Consider the following 15,320-nt stretch of genomic DNA (forward strand, 5'->3'; position numbering starts at 1 on the left):
TGCCGCGCCCCGCCGCCAAGTCGCGGGGTAATGCTTCCCTTTTAATGATAATTTTGAGGAATTATGGGCAACACTAAGTTGGCTAATCCGGCACCGCTGGGCCTTATGGGCTTCGGCATGACCACTATTCTGCTTAACCTGGCGAATAGCGGCCTGTTCGCATTCGATGTAGCTATCCTGGCGATGGGCATTTTTTACGGCGGCATTGCGCAAATTTTTGCCGGCCTGCTTGAATACAAGAAAGGCAACACCTTTGGCTTAACCGCTTTTACCTCCTACGGCAGCTTCTGGCTGACGCTGGTGGCTATCCTCCTGATGCCGAAAATGGGTCTGGCGGAAGCGCCTAACGCGCACTTCCTCGGCATGTACCTCGGCCTGTGGGGCGTCTTTACCCTGTTTATGTTCTTTGGCACCCTGAAAGCAGCCCGCATGCTGCAGTTTGTCTTCCTGAGCCTGACCGTGTTGTTCGCGCTGCTGGCGATTGGTCATCTGGTGGATAACGAAGGCATTGTGAAAGTCGCTGGCTGGGTCGGCCTGGTTTGTGGCGCCAGCGCTATTTACCTGGCGATGGGTGAAGTGCTGAACGAGCAGTTCGGCCGCACCGTGCTGCCGATCGGCGAACCACGTTAATCGTCCGCCGCCGTCCTGTCACAGGGCGGCGGCAGGTCATCATCGGTAGACCAGACTCAACGCTGCAGTTCCCCTTCCGGCAATCCCGCCGACGCCGTCATCCCCTGACGCAGCCAGATACCTAATCCTAGCCCCATCAGCGAGAGGGCCAGCACATACCAGGCTGGCGCCATCGGCGACACGCCCATCAGCATGGTGACCGCAATCGGCGTCAGGCCGCCAAAGATCGCGTACGACAGGTTGTAGGAAAATGAGATGCCGGTGAAGCGCACTTCAGCCGGAAAGGCCCGCACCATGACATAAGGCACCGCCCCTACCACCCCGACGCAGAGCCCCACCGTGCCGTAGAGCAGAAACAGCCGCTGCGGGCTGGCGCCGGACAGGTGGTAAAATGCCCAGCTGGCAACCGCCAGCAGCAGGCTGCCGACGATGAAAGTCCGGCTGGCGCCAAAGCGATCCGCCGCCAGCCCGGCGAGCAGACAGCCGATGCACAACATAATCGTGGCGATGCTATTAGCCTGCAGGGTAATCGCCGGCGCAAAGCCATAGTGTTTCTGCAACCAGACCGGCGACATCAGGATCACCACCACCACGCCCGCCGACAGCAGCCAGGTCAGCAGCATAGAGACCACCACCGCCTTCTGGTGCTTGAGCGCCACCGCTTTTACCGGCAGCTCCTGCGCCAGCGCTTTACGCTGCTGCATCTCAAGAAAAATCGGCGTCTCCTGCAGCCAGCGACGCAGATACATCGCAATCAGACCAAATACACCGCCCAGCAGAAAGGGGATCCGCCAGCCGCCGTCGTGGATCCCCTGCGGCGTCAGGCTGGTGTTGATAAGCGTCGCCACCACCGACCCCAACAGAATGCCAACCGTCAGGCCGGCCGTCAGCGTACCGCAGGCGATACCAATGCGTTTTTCCGGGACATGCTCAGCGACAAACACCCAGGCGCCAGGAACCTCGCCGCCGATTGCCGCCCCCTGCAGAATACGCATCAGCAGCAACAGCAACGGCGCAGCAATGCCCACCGAGCTATAGGTCGGCAGCAGGCCAATCGCCAGGGTCGGCAACGCCATCAGCAGGATGCTGAGGGTGAACATTTTCTTGCGTCCCACCAGATCGCCAAAGTGGGCCATGATGATCCCTCCCAGCGGGCGCGCCAGATAACCAGCGGCGAAAATGCCAAAGGTCTGCACCTGGCGCAGCCATTCCGGAATATCAGCGGGGAAGAAGAGTTCGCCGACGACGGCGGCGAAGAAAACGAAGATGATAAAGTCATAAAACTCCAGCGCGCCGCCAAGGGCGGCCAGCGTCAGCGTTTTATAATCCTGGCGGTTGAGCGGTCGGTTTGCATATGACATAACGCGATTTCATCCTGAGGTGTGCAGCGTGTTTTATAGCGTGTAAAGTAAACAGCACTATATCGTAAATAAAACGGCACACCATCAGCGATGCAGGTTATGTCACAAATGCATCAAATTCAGGATAAAGTTTCGCGCCTGGCGCTCTTTGGACGAAATGCTTCTACCACACGGCCATCAGTTTCGACATAAGGGCCCTCGAGCAACTGTACACAATAAGGTACACTTGCAAAAATACCGTGCACCAGAACCTTGCCGTCAGCATCTTTTACCCCTTCGAGGGTTTCCTGAATCGCTTTCGGTTGTCCGGGAAGGTTAAGGATCAGCGCCTGCTTGCGGATCACCCCGACCTGCCGGGAAAGGATAGCCGTCGGCACAAAGTGTAGGCTAACCTGGCGCATTTGCTCGCCGAAGCCCGGCATCTCGCGATCGGCAATCGCCAGCGTTGCGTCAGGCGTCACATCGCGACGCGCAGGGCCGGTTCCGCCGGTGGTCAGCACCAGATGGCACCCCATCTCGTCAACCAGTTCGCACAGCGTTTGCTCAATGATCACCTGCTCATCCGGAATCAGGCGGGTTTGCAGTTCGAAAGGGGTGGTGAGGGCACGCGCCAGCCACTCTTCCAGTGCCGGGATGCCTTTATCCTGATAGACGCCGCTGGAGGCGCGATCGGAGATGGAAACTAAGCCGATTCGTAAGGTATTCATGGTTATTCCGTTCAAACTGTGGCGTTAAACGAAATGATACACTGCCGGAGACGGGACAGACAGTGTAATGTGGCCGACGGGCGTCGGCCACCTGCGGGATTACAGCAGTTCGCCGATCATTTTTTCCAGTTTTTCCTGGTCGATCGCAAACTTACGGATACCTTCCGCCAGTTTGTCTACCGCCATCGGATCCTGGTTATGCTGCCACAGGAATTCAGATTCGGTAATACGTTCCGGACGCGCTTTCACTTCACCGGTATAAACCAGTTTACGCTCAATCGCGCCTTCGCTTTCAGACAGCTCTTTCAGCAGCGCCGGAGCGATGGTCAGGCGGTCACAGCCGGCCAGTTCCAGGATTTCGCCAACGTTACGGAAGCTGGCGCCCATCACTACGGTTTCATAGCCGTGCTGCTTGTAGTATTCGTAGATTTCGCTAACGGAAACCACGCCCGGATCTTCTGCCGGCGCGTACTCTTTCTTGTCGGTGTTCGCTTTGTACCAGTCGAGGATACGGCCCACAAACGGCGAAATCAGGAAGACGCCCGCTTCGGCGCAAGCGCGAGCCTGAGCGAAGGAGAACAGCAGCGTCAGGTTACAGTTGATGCCTTCTTTTTCCAGCTGTTCAGCAGCGCGAATGCCCTGCCAGGTGGAAGCCAGCTTGATAAGAATACGATCGTTGCTGATGCCCGCGTCGTTATACAGCTTGATGATGCGCTTGGCTTTCGCGATAGACGCTTCAGTGTCATAGGAGAGGCGTGCATCCACTTCGGTAGAAATGCGGCCCGGGATCAGCTTCAGGATTTCGAGACCGATGTTCACCGCCAGCTTGTCGGAAGCATCGAGGATCTGCTGCGCGCGATCGCTGCTCTGGCTACGTGCCCAGGCCACAGCGTCGTCAATCAGCTTACGGTACTCAGGGATCTGAGCCGCGCCGAGAATCAGGGAAGGGTTAGTGGTGGCATCCTGAGGCTGATACAGCTTCATTGCCGCAATATCTCCGGTGTCAGCGACGACAGTGGTGTACTGACGCAGAGAAGTTAATTTATCCGTCATGATATATTTCTCTTAAACAGCAGTTAAGGGGATGTAACCGGTCTGCCCAGATGATAACACGCTGCCGGGTCAGCGCAACCGCCGACGAGAGAAGAGCGCAGAGTGTGATAAACTGCGCCGCTTAATTTGCTGAAAGCGAAAGGATTGTCACTTAATTGGTAACGCTTACACAAGCGTACCGGCATGGACAAGAGGATGTTTAATGCCTGATTTTCTCTCATTTATCAATGAAATACTCTGGGGCTCAGTGATGATTTATCTGTTACTGGGCGCGGGTATCTGGTTTAGCTGGCAAACCCGGGGTATTCAGTTCCGCTACGTGCGCAAATTCGGCCGCAGTCTGAAAAAAAGCCTGCACCCGCAGCCGGGTGGTTTAACGTCCTTCCAGGCGCTCTGTACCAGTCTTGCCGCCCGGGTCGGCAGCGGCAACCTTGCCGGGGTGACGCTGGCGATCGCCGCCGGCGGGCCTGGAGCCGTATTCTGGATGTGGGTTTCCGCCCTGCTCGGCATGGCCAGCAGCTTCGCTGAGTGTTCCCTTGCCCAGCTATACAAAGAGCGCGACAGCCAGGGGCAGTTTCGCGGTGGCCCGGCGTGGTATATGGCGCGCGGCCTCGGCATGCGCTGGATGGGCGTTCTGTTTTCGATCCTCCTGCTGCTGGCCTATGGATTTATCTTCAACACCGTGCAGGCTAACTCGGTGGCCCATGCCCTGCACTATGCGTTCGATCTGCCGGCGGCAGTCAGCGGCGGCGTGCTGGCCATTTTCGTTTTCCTGGCCATTCTCCGTGGCCTGCGCGGCGTGGCGCGCCTGATGCAGTGGCTGGTGCCCGTCATGGCGCTGCTGTGGATCGCCACCAGCTTGCTCATCGGCCTGTGGCACATCACCGCCCTGCCGACCATTTTTGCCACCATCTTTCGCTGCGCCTTCGGCTGGCAGGAAGCTGCCGCCGGCGCGGTGGGCTACTCCATCAGCCAGGCGCTGACCAGCGGCTTCCAGCGCGGCATGTTCTCCAATGAAGCAGGGATGGGTTCTTCGCCTAACGCCGCCGCGGCCGCCGCCTCCTGGCCGCCGCATCCGGCAGCGCAGGGGATCGTACAGATGATTGGCGTGTTTATCGATACCATCGTGATCTGTACTGCCAGCGCGATTATCGTCATGCTGGCGCCGCGCCCCGACAATGAATATACGCTCAATGGTATTCAGGACTTGCAACACGCAATGAGCGTGCTGATCGGCGGCTGGGGAGCGGATTTTATCGCCCTCATCGTGCTGCTGTTCGCCTTTAGCTCTATCGTGGCCAACTACGTGTATGCAGAAAATAATCTGGTCTTTCTGCGTCTGGACAAGCCGCGCTATATCTGGGCGCTGCGTATACTCACCGTCCTGATGGTGCTGCTGGGAACCCTGGTTAGCCTGCCCGTCGTCTGGCAGAGTGCGGATATCATCATGGCGATGATGGCGATGACCAACCTGACAGCCATCCTGCTGCTCTCCCCGACGGTGCGGATTATCGCCAGCGATTATCTGCGCCAGCGGCGGCTGGGCATCCAGCCCACTTTCGATGCGGCCCGCTACCCGGATATTCACCAGCAGCTGGCCCCGGGCGCCTGGAATGAACTGCCGCGCGAATAGCGCGGCAATCGCAGCTATCGATCCCACCATGCACTTTTTTTGTTAAAATTCGTCGAAATTACCTGCAAGGACTGGATATGCTGATTCTGATTTCACCTGCTAAAACGCTCGATTATCAAAGCCCGCTGGCAACGACTCGCTATACCCAGCCCGAACTCCTCGAGTATTCTCAACAGCTTATCGGCATCGCCCGTCATCTGACCGCGCCACAAATCGGTAAGCTGATGAGTATAAGCGACAAGCTAGCGGATCTTAACGCCACCCGCTTCCACGACTGGCATCCTGACTTTACGCCGCAAAATGCCCGTCAGGCGATCCTCGCGTTCAAGGGCGATGTCTACACCGGCCTACAGGCAGAAACGCTCACCGAGGACGACTTTGACTTCGCCCAGCGACACCTGCGCATGCTCTCCGGCCTGTATGGCGTGCTGCGCCCGCTGGACCTGATGCAGCCCTACCGCCTGGAGATGGGGATCCGTCTGGAAAACCCGCGCGGCAAAGATCTGTACCAGTTCTGGGGCGATACCATTACCGAGAAGCTGAATCAGGCACTGCAGGCCCAGGGTGACGATATCGTCATCAACCTGGCTTCCGATGAGTATTTTAAATCGGTGAAAACGCAAAAACTGCAGGGCCAGCTGATCAAGCCGGTGTTCCTCGATGAGAAAAACGGTAAATTCAAAGTGATCAGCTTCTATGCAAAAAAAGCGCGCGGTCTGATGAGTCGCTACATTATCGAAAATCGCTTAACCCAGCCGGAGCAGCTCAAGGCATTTAGTAGCGAAGGCTATTTCTTTGATGCGGACGCGTCGGAGAAAGGTGAAATGGTGTTTAAACGCCACGAGCAGTAAGCCTGAATGCCCCCAGCCTCGGGCCGGGGGCAAGAATAATCAGTCGTCGTGGTGATGCCGCTCGTGCCCATGGCCATGATGACCTTGATCGTCATCGTCGTCACGATCGTGGTGGCGATAATCATCATGCGGACGCCAGCGATCATCGCGCCAGTCGTAATGTTGAGCCCACCAGTCACGATCGCGCCAATGATCGCCATCCCAGTAATGCCCATAATCATCGCGATCGCCGATTTGCAGTTTCACCGCCGGGATCAGGGTGATTTCGTCAGCATGAACCAACGCAGGAGCGACCAGCAGCATAGAAAGTGCCAGCAAAACAGGTTTCAGCGTTGTCATAAGTTACCTCTTCTCTCCGTCCCCATTATGGGTCGATAACAAAATATTAACGCTACAAAACTATTCTGTTTATTCTCTGCAATCTGAATCTAGAGTCCGCCGCATTTATTGCTCGTCTGTACACAATATCTCCATTTTCGAGCGAAAAAAAACCGGGCACGAGGCCCGGTTTAGCAGAGAGCTGAACGACAATACTAGCCCATCATCAGCTTACGCAGCGCGGCGAAATCCGCCGGCAGATTGTGGGACAGCAGCGGCAGATCGGCGCGGTCGGCCAGCTCTTTCGGCAGCGGCAGGGTCTCCTGCAGGATCTCTTCCACGCTCTCTTTGAATTTCGCCGGATGCGCGGTGCCGAGGAACAGGCCGTACTCTCCCGGCTGCAGCTGATCGCGCAGCGCGCGCCAGGCAATCGCCGCGTGCGGCTCAGAGATGTAGCCGATGGCCTTCAGCTCACGCATCGCTGCTTTGGTGGTCTCATCATCGACCGCAGCATACCCCAGCTCGCTCAGTTGCCAGATTTTACGGCGGAACAGCTCTTCGACGCGTGGCCAGTTGTTCGGCTGGCTGACATCCATGGCGTTGGACAGCGTCGCCTGGGTGGCTTTTGGCGCCCACTCACCGCCCTGCAGATAACGGGGAACGGTGTCGTTCGCGTTGGTAGCGGCAATAAAGCGCTTAATCGGCAGCCCCAGCGACTTGGCCAGCAGACCGGCGGTTAGATCGCCGAAGTTACCGCTTGGTACGGAAATTACCAGTTGATTGCGGGCTTCCTGCGGCAGCTGCGCCGCCGCTTCGAAGTAGTAGCAGATCTGCGCCAGCAGGCGGCTGATATTGATGGAGTTAGCCGAGTTGAGCCCCAGCGCGACCTTCAGCTCTTCATCGTCAAACGCCTGCTTCACCAGCGCCTGGCAGGCATCGAAGTCGCCGTCAATCGCCACGGTTTCAATGTTGCCGCCGAGAGTACAGAACAGTTTCTCCTGCAGCGGACTGATCTTACCGCGCGGATAGAGGATCACGACCTTAACGTTCGGCAGACCGTAGAAGGCATGCGCCACCGCCGCCCCGGTGTCGCCAGAGGTTGCAGTCAGTATGGTGACCGGCTTATCACCGGCTATATGGGTCAGCATTTGCGCCATAAAGCGGCCGCCGAAATCCTTGAACGCCAGCGTGGGGCCATGGAACAGCTCCAGACAGCCGACATCATCCTGAACCTTGCTTACCGGTGCCGGAAACGCAAACGCCGCGCCGACCCGTTGCTGCAGAACATCTTGTGGGATCTCATCGCCGATAAAGGCCGATAAAATTTTGGCGCTGCGGGTGACAAAATCCTGCGCCAGCATGTCGTCGATTTCTGTCAGGCTGAATTCCGGCAGATCGTGCGGAAAGAACAGGCCCTGATGTTTGCCAAGTCCCTGGGTGACGGCCTGCGCAAAGCTGACCTGCTCGTTATGATCTTTTAAGTTATACAGTTTCATTGGTTATCCCACTACGCGTGCGCCCGCCGTGTCCAGCCGGCAAATATGAACAAAGCCTTCCTGATTCTGCAGATAGTGCGCGCCAAGCCAGTCGGCGACGCGCTGTGCGGTGTCCGGTTTATCACACAACGCAAACAGCGTCGGGCCAGAGCCGGAGATGCCGCAAGCCTGCGCACCGATCTCCATTGTCGCCTGGCGCGCTTCGCTAAAGCCCGGCAACAGTTTGGTACGGTACGGTTCGGCAATGACATCTTTCATCAATTTTGCCGCCAGCTGCGGCTGGCGGGTGTAGCAGGCATGAATAAAGCCCGCGAGGTGGCGACCATGGGCGATACAATCCTGGCGGCGGTATTGTGCCGGCAGAATCGCCCGCGCTTCGGCGGTGGATACTTTAATCCCCGGATAGGCCAACACCCACAGCCACTCATCAAACCCCGGCACCTGCTGGCTGATAATCCCGTTATCTTCGATCATCAACTGCATGCCGCCAAGATAGCACGGCGCCACGTTATCGTAGTGAATGCTGCCGGAGATACGCCCTTCCATCTCCCCCATCAGCGCCAGCATCCGCGTCTCGTTGAGCGGCTTACCGCAGAACTCGTTCATGGCCACCAGCGCGGCGACCACCGAGCAGGCGCTGGAGCCGAGCCCGGAGCCGATCGGCATGTTTTTTTCCAGGGTCATCGTCACCGGTACCGTCTTACCGATCTCCCGGCAAAAGCTTTCCCAGCACTGATAAACAATGTTTTCCTGCGGCGCCGTCGGCAGCTTACTGGCGAAGCGTCCCAGATTGTGCAGACTGAATTGCTCCGCCGCTTCAACTGTGACGTTATCGCCCAGCAGCGTGCCATCCACCGGCGTGACCGCCGCGCCCAACACATCAAACCCGACGCTCATATTGGCACTGGAAGCCGGGGCATATACTTTGACCATCTTAAACTCCTAACTTCCAGGACAAGGTGCGCAGCAGGTCGGCAAATACGCCGGCCGCCGTGACGTCGTTCCCGGCACCATAGCCGCGCAGCACCAGCGGCAGTGGCTGATAATAGTGGCTGTAAAAGGCCAGCGCGTTCTCACCATTTTTGACTTTGAATAACGGATCGTTGCCGTCAACGGCGGCAATTTTCACGCGGCAGGTACCATCCTCTTCGATGTTACCGACGTAGCGCAAGACTTTACCTTCATCACGTGCCTTAGCAACCCGCGAGGCAAACCCATCGTCCAGCGAGGGCAGACGGGCCATAAAGGTGCCGACGTCGCCGCTGGCGTCGAAGTCCGCCGGCAGCGCCGACTCCACGATAATGTCCGACAGCTCCAGTTCACGCCCGGTCTCACGGGCCAGAATCAACAGCTTACGCGCGACATCCACCCCGGATAAATCGTCGCGCGGATCCGGCTCGGTATACCCCATCTCACGGGCCAGCGCCGTCGCGGCTGAGAAACTCACCCCCTCGTCCAGCTTGCCGAAGATAAAGGACAGAGAGCCGGAAAGGATCCCGGAGAAGTGGCGCAGCTCATCGCCGGCGTTGAGCAGGTTCTGCAGGTTCTCAATCACCGGCAGGCCAGCGCCAACGTTAGTGTCATAGAGGAACTTGCGGCGCGAGCTGCTGGCCGCATGGCGCAACTGGTGATAGTAATCCAGCGAAGAGGTATTGGCCTTTTTGTTCGGCGTCACCACATGGAAACCTTCGCGCAGGAAGTCGGCGTACTGATCGGCGACCGCCTGGCTGGAGGTACAGTCGACGATCACCGGATTGAGCAGGTGGTACTCTTTCACCAGACGGATCAGGCGGCCAAGATTAAACGGCTCTTTCGCCTCCGCCAGCGCTTCACTCCAGTTCTCCAGATTCAGGCCATGAACGCTGGTCAGCAGCGCCTGAGAATTGGCTACACCGCAAACGCGCAGATCGATATGTTTGTTCTTCAGCCACCCCTGCTGGCGCTTGATCTGCTCCAGCAGCGCGCCGCCGACGCCGCCGACGCCGATGACGAATACTTCAATCACCTGGTCGGTGTTGAACAGCATCTGATGGGTCACGCGCACGCCGGTGGTGGCGTCGTCATTGCTGACTACCACCGAAATAGAGCGCTCGGAAGAGCCCTGGGCAATCGCCACGATATTGATATTGGCGCGGGCCAGCGCTGCAAAAAATTTCGCCGAGATACCGCGCAAGGTACGCATCCCGTCGCCCACCACGGAGATGATGGCCAGACGCTCCATAATGGCCAGCGGCTCCAGCAGCCCCTCTTTCAGCTCGAGATAAAACTCATCTTCCATCGCCCGTTTGGCACGAGCGCAATCGCTCTGCGGCACGCAGAAACTGATGCTGTACTCCGAAGAGGATTGGGTGATCAATACCACCGAGATGCCAGCGCGGGACATGGTGGCGAAGACGCGGGCCGCCATACCGACCATCCCTTTCATCCCCGGACCGGAGACGTTGAACATCGCCATATTGTTGAGGTTAGAGATGCCTTTCACCGGCAGATCGTCTTCATCGCGACTGGCGCCAATGAGCGTTCCCGGCGCCTGCGGGTTGCCGGTATTTTTGATCAGGCATGGGATCTGAAACTGAGCGATAGGGGCAATGGTGCGCGGATGCAGCACTTTCGCGCCAAAGTAGGAGAGCTCCATCGCCTCCTGATAAGACATTGATTTCAGCAGACGCGCATCTGGCACCTGGCGCGGATCGCAGGTATACACCCCGTCGACATCGGTCCAGATTTCGCAACAGTCCGCGCGCAGGCAGGCGGCCAGTACCGCAGCCGAATAGTCGGAGCCGTTACGCCCCAGCACCACCAGTTCGCCCTTCTCATTGCCAGCGGTAAATCCGGCCATCAGGATCATATGGTCTGCCGGGATCTGGCTGGCGGCAATGCGGCGGGTGGATTCGGCGATATCGACCGTGGATTCCAGATAGTGGCCCACCGCGAGCAGTTTTTCGACCGGGTTAATCACACTGACTTTATGACCACGGGCTTCCAGCAGACCCGCCATGATGGCGATGGAGAGCTTTTCGCCACGGCAGATCAGCGCGGCGTTCACTCCGTCCGGGCACTGGCCCAGCAGGCTGATGCCGTGCAGGACATGCTTAATCTGAGCAAATTCCTGCTCAACGAAGGCTTTCAGCTGGGCAAGCGGGAAAGCGGGCTGGGCATCGGCAAGGCCCTGAAGAAGTTCGGCAAAAATGCGTTCAGCGTCGGTAATATTCGGGAGGGCATCCTGGCCACCGATCGTTTTTTCAATCATCGCCACCAGATGGTTGGTGATCTTCGCCGGGGCAGACAGTACGGTCGCTACCTGCCCCTGCCTGGCATTACTCTCCAGAATATCGGCAACCCGCAGAAAACGTTCCGCATTTGCCACTGATGTACCGCCGAACTTCAACACTCGCATGGTTCTTACCCCTTGATCTCTTGTCAAAAAAAAAGCCCGCACTGTTCAGGTGCGGGCTTTTTTCTGTGTTTCCTGTACGCGTCAGCCCGCACCGTTACCTGTGGTAATGGTGGTGGTGATAATGGTGGTAATCATGCCGATGCGATTCATGGATGTTGTGTACTCTGTATTTTTATCTGTCTGTGTGTCCTGCCTATATTGGTTAAAGTATCTGCCTTCTTAAGTCAATGAATTTCTCAATTAACCCTATTTCAGCCAGCTTGCGTATTGCGCCGTCACGGCAAGAAAAAACATCCAGATCGGCGGAACCCGACCCTCAAAAACAGCACAGATAACCATAATTAAAAAATATTACAGAGCTTTATTCTGGGAGGTTTTTTTCAATATCATGCAGCAATCGATGCAACATTGCCGTGTCACGCTGCTGCAGCAGCCCCATTCGTTGCGCCAGCCAGTCGACCAGTTTGGCATCCTCCTCCACGCCTAAACGCGAAAGTAATGCCTCGGTGCGGACGCGTAACGCCTGCAGCTGATGATGGTCTGCGGCGGCGGCGGTGGGCGCCGTTTGTTGCATAAGCGATGCTAATTGATAACAGTAGACCATCACCGACTGGCCGAGATTCAGCGACGGATAATCCGCCACCATCGGCACGCCGGTGAGCACATCGGCCAGGGCCAGCTCCTCGTTGCTCAACCCGGAGTCTTCACGGCCAAATACCAGCGCCGCATGCGTCATCCACTGCGCCTTCTCCTCCAGCAGAGGTAACAGCTGCTGCGGCGTGGCGTAATAGTGAAACCGCGCGCGACTACGGGCGGTGGTGGCGACGGTAAAATCGACGTCGTGCAGCGCTTCGGCAAGGGTTGGATAGGTGGTGATGCCATCGAGGATGTCGCCTGAGCCATGCGCCACCCAGCGTGCCGCCGGCGCCAGGTGGGCTTCACTGTCCACGATCCGTAGATCGCGAAATCCCATGGTTTTCATCGCTCTGGCGGCGGCGCCGACGTTTTCTGCCCGGGCTGGGGCCACTAAAATGATCGTTAAACGCATTGCAGTTTCTTTCTCTCTCTCAGGCGTTGGCGAAGCGCTGGCCGCACCATTTTACGCGGTGAAAATTTACAAATTTGCAACAAAAATCACTAAAATTGCGTTTGCTTACCCATAAAAAAATCTAAACTGTTCTCAGGAGGCCATGACAAGAAGTATGTTAACAGAACCCATTTATCCATATGATGGGCAATGAAATTTCATCTGAGGCATCGTTCCACGCATTGGATTCACTGTATTTATTAATTTATCCACGCAACTAGTTGAGCTGTGTAAGGATTGTGACTATAAAGAGCATGACGATGCAATGATTTCACAAGACTGTTAACGTGCTACAATTGAACTTGATATATGTCAACGAAGCGTAGTTTTATTGGGTGTTCGGCCTCTCTTAGCCTGTTATGTTGCTGTTAAAATGGTTAGGATGACAGCCGTTTTTGACACCGTCGGGTCCAGAGGGAAAGTACCCACGACCAAGCTAATGATGTTGTTGACGTTGATGGAAAGTGCATCAAGAACGCAATTACGTACTTTAGTCATGTTACGCCGCGCATGTTAATTTGCGACATGCAGCAGGCAGGTCAGGGACTTTGGTACTTCCTGTTTCGATTTAGTTGGCAATTTAGGTAGCAAACATGCAGACCCCGCACATTCTTATCGTTGAAGACGAGTTGGTAACACGCAACACGTTAAAAAGTATTTTCGAAGCAGAAGGTTACGATGTATTCGAAGCGACCGATGGCGCGGAAATGCATCAGATCCTGTCTGAAAATGATATCAACCTGGTGATCATGGATATCAACCTGCCGGGTAAAAATGGTCTTCTGCTGGCGCGCGAGTTGCGTGAGCAGGCTGACGTCGCGCTGATGTTTTTAACCGGCCGCGACAACGAAGTGGATAAGATCCTTGGCCTCGAAATCGGCGCTGACGACTATATCACTAAACCGTTTAACCCGCGTGAACTGACTATCCGCGCGCGCAACCTGCTCTCCCGTACCATGAATCTCGGTACCGTGAGCGAAGAGCGCCGCAGCGTGGAGAGCTACAAGTTCAATGGTTGGGAACTCGATATCAACAGCCGCTCACTGGTGAGCCCGAACGGCGAGCAGTACAAGCTGCCGCGCAGTGAATTCCGCGCGATGCTGCACTTCTGCGAAAACCCGGGCAAAATTCAGTCTCGCGCCGAGCTGCTGAAGAAAATGACCGGTCGTGAGCTGAAGCCGCATGACCGTACCGTTGATGTGACCATTCGTCGGATTCGTAAACACTTCGAGTCTACTCCGGATACCCCGGAAATCATCGCCACTATTCACGGTGAAGGCTACCGTTTCTGTGGCGATCTGCAGGAATAATGCGTTTTATTCCGCAGCCATGATGTGAAAACGGCGCCCCAAGGGCGCCGTTTTTTATGCCGTCACTCTTTCCAGAGGCGCAGCTTGTCATCATCGGCAGTCGGCGGCGGAGGCGCACTGCCTTTCGGTAACGATAACGCATACCAGTCCACCCGGCGGGTCAAAAACATCAGGACGCTCAGCGCCAGCGCCAGTACCCCGGTACCCAGCAGCAGCGCGCTGTCCTCGGAATGCAGCAGCAACCACATCACCCCATCCAGCAGTAGCAGCGCGGCGACAAACAGCAGGCTGTTACGCCATCCCCTGAGCACTGCCTGTAAATAGACCCCGTTCATCACCGCGCCGGACAGGCTGGCCGCCAGCCAGGCGGCGGTAAACCCAACGTGCTCCGAGAGCGCCAGCAGCACCAGGTAAAACAGCACCAGCGACAGGCCCACCAGCAGATACTGCATTGGATGCAGGGGACGATGAGTCAGGCTCTCGAACACGAAAAAGGCCATAAAGGTCAGCCCGATTAACAGGATGGCGTATTTTGTTGCCCGGTCGGTTAGCTGGTACTGGTCGGCAAGCGTCATCACATCGGCACTGAACGCTGGCAGCCGCGACCACGGGATCTCCATATCATCCTTAAAATAGCTCCCCATATCGTTAGCGAACCAGCTGCTTTGCCAGTGGGCGCGATAGCCGGCAGCACTCACTTCCCGTTGCGTTGGCAGGAAGCTGCCGAGAAAGCCGGGATGCGGCCAGTTACTGGTCAACTGCAGCTCGCTGTTACGCCCGATCGGCACCAGTGAAAATTCTCCCGTCCCGTTCAGATCGAGAGAAAAGGCTATCTCAAGCGGCTTGTTGTCCTCCGCCAGCGCAGGCATCGGCATATGAATACCTGCGCCATCGCCACTTATCCCCAGCCCCGGCTCCACGCTTAATACGTTACCGTTGACCTCCGGGGCATGGATGGCGCCAATGCCGCGGGCATCGCCGACGCTCACCACCAGCCGCGGCTGGCCCAGGACAATATTCGATTTTCTCAACGCCGCCAGACGCAGCGGATCAAACGAGGCCTTAATCTGCAGGGCGTTATGCCAGACCTGGCCGCTGTAGATGCCTACCCTCCGCGACTCCACGGTCTGTTTGCCGTTGACCGCCAACGACTCCGGCAGCCAGTAGTACTCCCAGCGCCGCTGATATTCGACCTCTTTTTGGTTCTCCATGCGGGTCAGGGTCTCGGTCACCGGAATGGCGATCAGCGGCCCGGCGAGTTTTTGCGAGCCGCTGGTGCTCTGCTCAATGGCGTCCACCACCTCGCTGCGATAATCCGCCCGCTCATTAATAAGCTCCCTGACCATCATTAGCGGCAAAGATAACAGCACAACACAACCGATTAACGTGGTGATTTTCCAGAATAACGGTGATTTCAACATAGCCTTTCTCCCTATCGTGATGGCCTCCTCACTGTAGGGCGGCTATGTGGGGGGAA

15 protein-coding genes and 1 other annotated feature are annotated in these 15,320 nt (G+C 56.9%); of the genes, 4 read left to right on the plus strand and 11 right to left on the minus strand.

Annotated elements, in window-relative coordinates:
• Window positions 1-63 precede the first annotated feature (63 nt).
• Entirely contained in the window at window positions 64-630 is a 567-nt protein-coding gene (satP, locus tag CWM53_RS07705) for an acetate uptake transporter (RefSeq protein ID WP_012542907.1), read from the plus strand.
• 56 nt (window positions 631-686) lie between these two features.
• Here the strand turns inward: satP and CWM53_RS07710 are convergent, their stop codons facing one another.
• The 3 genes from CWM53_RS07710 to tal all read right to left on the minus strand — a co-directional run bounded on the left by CWM53_RS07710 (window position 687) and on the right by tal (window position 3,751).
• Complete coding sequence (locus tag CWM53_RS07710) at window positions 687-1,991, minus strand: MFS transporter (RefSeq protein WP_100730389.1); 1,305 nt, start codon at window positions 1,989-1,991, stop codon at window positions 687-689.
• Window positions 1,992-2,110: 119 nt separating this feature from the next.
• On the minus strand, window positions 2,111-2,698 hold the full coding sequence (gene mog / locus CWM53_RS07715; RefSeq protein WP_008807503.1) for a molybdopterin adenylyltransferase: 588 nt from the start codon (window positions 2,696-2,698) through the stop codon (window positions 2,111-2,113).
• A 99-nt stretch (window positions 2,699-2,797) separates the two neighbouring features.
• Window positions 2,798-3,751, minus strand: coding sequence for a transaldolase (gene tal / locus CWM53_RS07720; protein WP_061155827.1), 954 nt, complete (start codon window positions 3,749-3,751; stop codon window positions 2,798-2,800).
• A gap of 202 nt (window positions 3,752-3,953) precedes the next feature.
• On the opposite strand from tal, the gene CWM53_RS07725 reads away from it, so the two are divergent.
• On the plus strand, window positions 3,954-5,384 hold the full coding sequence (locus CWM53_RS07725) for an alanine/glycine:cation symporter family protein (RefSeq protein WP_074387105.1): 1,431 nt from the start codon (window positions 3,954-3,956) through the stop codon (window positions 5,382-5,384).
• Between the two features lie 77 nt (window positions 5,385-5,461).
• Window positions 5,462-6,235 carry a peroxide stress protein YaaA gene (gene yaaA, locus CWM53_RS07730; RefSeq protein WP_074387106.1) on the plus strand — a complete coding sequence of 258 codons (774 nt, stop codon included), beginning with the start codon at window positions 5,462-5,464 and terminating at the stop codon, window positions 6,233-6,235.
• A gap of 39 nt (window positions 6,236-6,274) precedes the next feature.
• On the opposite strand, the gene CWM53_RS07735 is transcribed toward yaaA, so the two are convergent.
• From CWM53_RS07735 to yjjY, 7 genes are all read right to left on the minus strand, one after another.
• Window positions 6,275-6,574 carry a DUF2502 domain-containing protein gene (locus CWM53_RS07735; RefSeq protein ID WP_074387107.1) on the minus strand — a complete coding sequence of 100 codons (300 nt, stop codon included), beginning with the start codon at window positions 6,572-6,574 and terminating at the stop codon, window positions 6,275-6,277.
• A 194-nt stretch (window positions 6,575-6,768) separates the two neighbouring features.
• Entirely contained in the window at window positions 6,769-8,049 is a 1,281-nt protein-coding gene (thrC, locus tag CWM53_RS07740; RefSeq protein ID WP_074387108.1) for a threonine synthase, read from the minus strand.
• Between the two features lie 3 nt (window positions 8,050-8,052).
• Window positions 8,053-8,982 carry a homoserine kinase gene (gene thrB, locus CWM53_RS07745; RefSeq protein WP_100730390.1) on the minus strand — a complete coding sequence of 310 codons (930 nt, stop codon included), beginning with the start codon at window positions 8,980-8,982 and terminating at the stop codon, window positions 8,053-8,055.
• A gap of 1 nt (window position 8,983) precedes the next feature.
• Window positions 8,984-11,446, minus strand: a complete 2,463-nt coding sequence (gene thrA / locus CWM53_RS07750; protein ID WP_100730391.1) for a bifunctional aspartate kinase/homoserine dehydrogenase I — start codon at window positions 11,444-11,446, stop codon at window positions 8,984-8,986.
• A gap of 25 nt (window positions 11,447-11,471) precedes the next feature.
• Window positions 11,472-11,589: a sequence feature (Thr leader region), on the minus strand.
• Window positions 11,528-11,596: a thr operon leader peptide gene (gene thrL, locus CWM53_RS07755; RefSeq protein ID WP_004222578.1), complete on the minus strand. Its 69-nt coding sequence runs from the start codon at window positions 11,594-11,596 to the stop codon at window positions 11,528-11,530. Its footprint overlaps the feature before it by 62 nt.
• Window positions 11,597-11,807: 211 nt before the next feature.
• A complete protein-coding gene (locus CWM53_RS07760) occupies window positions 11,808-12,494 on the minus strand; it encodes a tRNA/rRNA methyltransferase (RefSeq protein WP_061155833.1) in 687 nt (228 codons plus the stop codon).
• A gap of 396 nt (window positions 12,495-12,890) precedes the next feature.
• A complete protein-coding gene (gene yjjY, locus CWM53_RS07770) occupies window positions 12,891-13,031 on the minus strand; it encodes a protein YjjY (protein WP_001541509.1) in 141 nt (46 codons plus the stop codon).
• Window positions 13,032-13,126: 95 nt separating this feature from the next.
• Here yjjY and arcA point away from each other — a divergent pair, with 95 nt between their 5' ends.
• Window positions 13,127-13,843, plus strand: a complete 717-nt coding sequence (gene arcA / locus CWM53_RS07775; RefSeq protein WP_002887843.1) for a two-component system response regulator ArcA — start codon at window positions 13,127-13,129, stop codon at window positions 13,841-13,843.
• 62 nt (window positions 13,844-13,905) lie between these two features.
• On the opposite strand, the gene creD is transcribed toward arcA, so the two are convergent.
• On the minus strand, window positions 13,906-15,264 hold the full coding sequence (gene creD / locus CWM53_RS07780; protein ID WP_165784244.1) for a cell envelope integrity protein CreD: 1,359 nt from the start codon (window positions 15,262-15,264) through the stop codon (window positions 13,906-13,908).
• Window positions 15,265-15,320 lie beyond the last annotated feature (56 nt).

Source organism: Klebsiella sp. A-Nf5 (genome assembly GCF_002810545.1).
In the GTDB taxonomy this organism is placed as follows: domain Bacteria; phylum Pseudomonadota; class Gammaproteobacteria; order Enterobacterales; family Enterobacteriaceae; genus Klebsiella; species Klebsiella variicola.

Coding starts and splice junctions, on each gene's coding strand:
- satP (WP_012542907.1), top strand. CDS start 64: ATGGGCAACACTAAGTTGGCTAATCCGGCACCGCTGGGCCTTATGGGC.
- CWM53_RS07710 (WP_100730389.1), bottom strand. CDS start 1,991: ATGTCATATGCAAACCGACCGCTCAACCGCCAGGATTATAAAACGCTG.
- mog (WP_008807503.1), bottom strand. CDS start 2,698: ATGAATACCTTACGAATCGGCTTAGTTTCCATCTCCGATCGCGCCTCC.
- tal (WP_061155827.1), bottom strand. CDS start 3,751: ATGACGGATAAATTAACTTCTCTGCGTCAGTACACCACTGTCGTCGCT.
- CWM53_RS07725 (WP_074387105.1), top strand. CDS start 3,954: ATGCCTGATTTTCTCTCATTTATCAATGAAATACTCTGGGGCTCAGTG.
- yaaA (WP_074387106.1), top strand. CDS start 5,462: ATGCTGATTCTGATTTCACCTGCTAAAACGCTCGATTATCAAAGCCCG.
- CWM53_RS07735 (WP_074387107.1), bottom strand. CDS start 6,574: ATGACAACGCTGAAACCTGTTTTGCTGGCACTTTCTATGCTGCTGGTC.
- thrC (WP_074387108.1), bottom strand. CDS start 8,049: ATGAAACTGTATAACTTAAAAGATCATAACGAGCAGGTCAGCTTTGCG.
- thrB (WP_100730390.1), bottom strand. CDS start 8,982: ATGGTCAAAGTATATGCCCCGGCTTCCAGTGCCAATATGAGCGTCGGG.
- thrA (WP_100730391.1), bottom strand. CDS start 11,446: ATGCGAGTGTTGAAGTTCGGCGGTACATCAGTGGCAAATGCGGAACGT.
- CWM53_RS07760 (WP_061155833.1), bottom strand. CDS start 12,494: ATGCGTTTAACGATCATTTTAGTGGCCCCAGCCCGGGCAGAAAACGTC.
- yjjY (WP_001541509.1), bottom strand. CDS start 13,031: ATGACTAAAGTACGTAATTGCGTTCTTGATGCACTTTCCATCAACGTC.
- arcA (WP_002887843.1), top strand. CDS start 13,127: ATGCAGACCCCGCACATTCTTATCGTTGAAGACGAGTTGGTAACACGC.
- creD (WP_165784244.1), bottom strand. CDS start 15,264: ATGTTGAAATCACCGTTATTCTGGAAAATCACCACGTTAATCGGTTGT.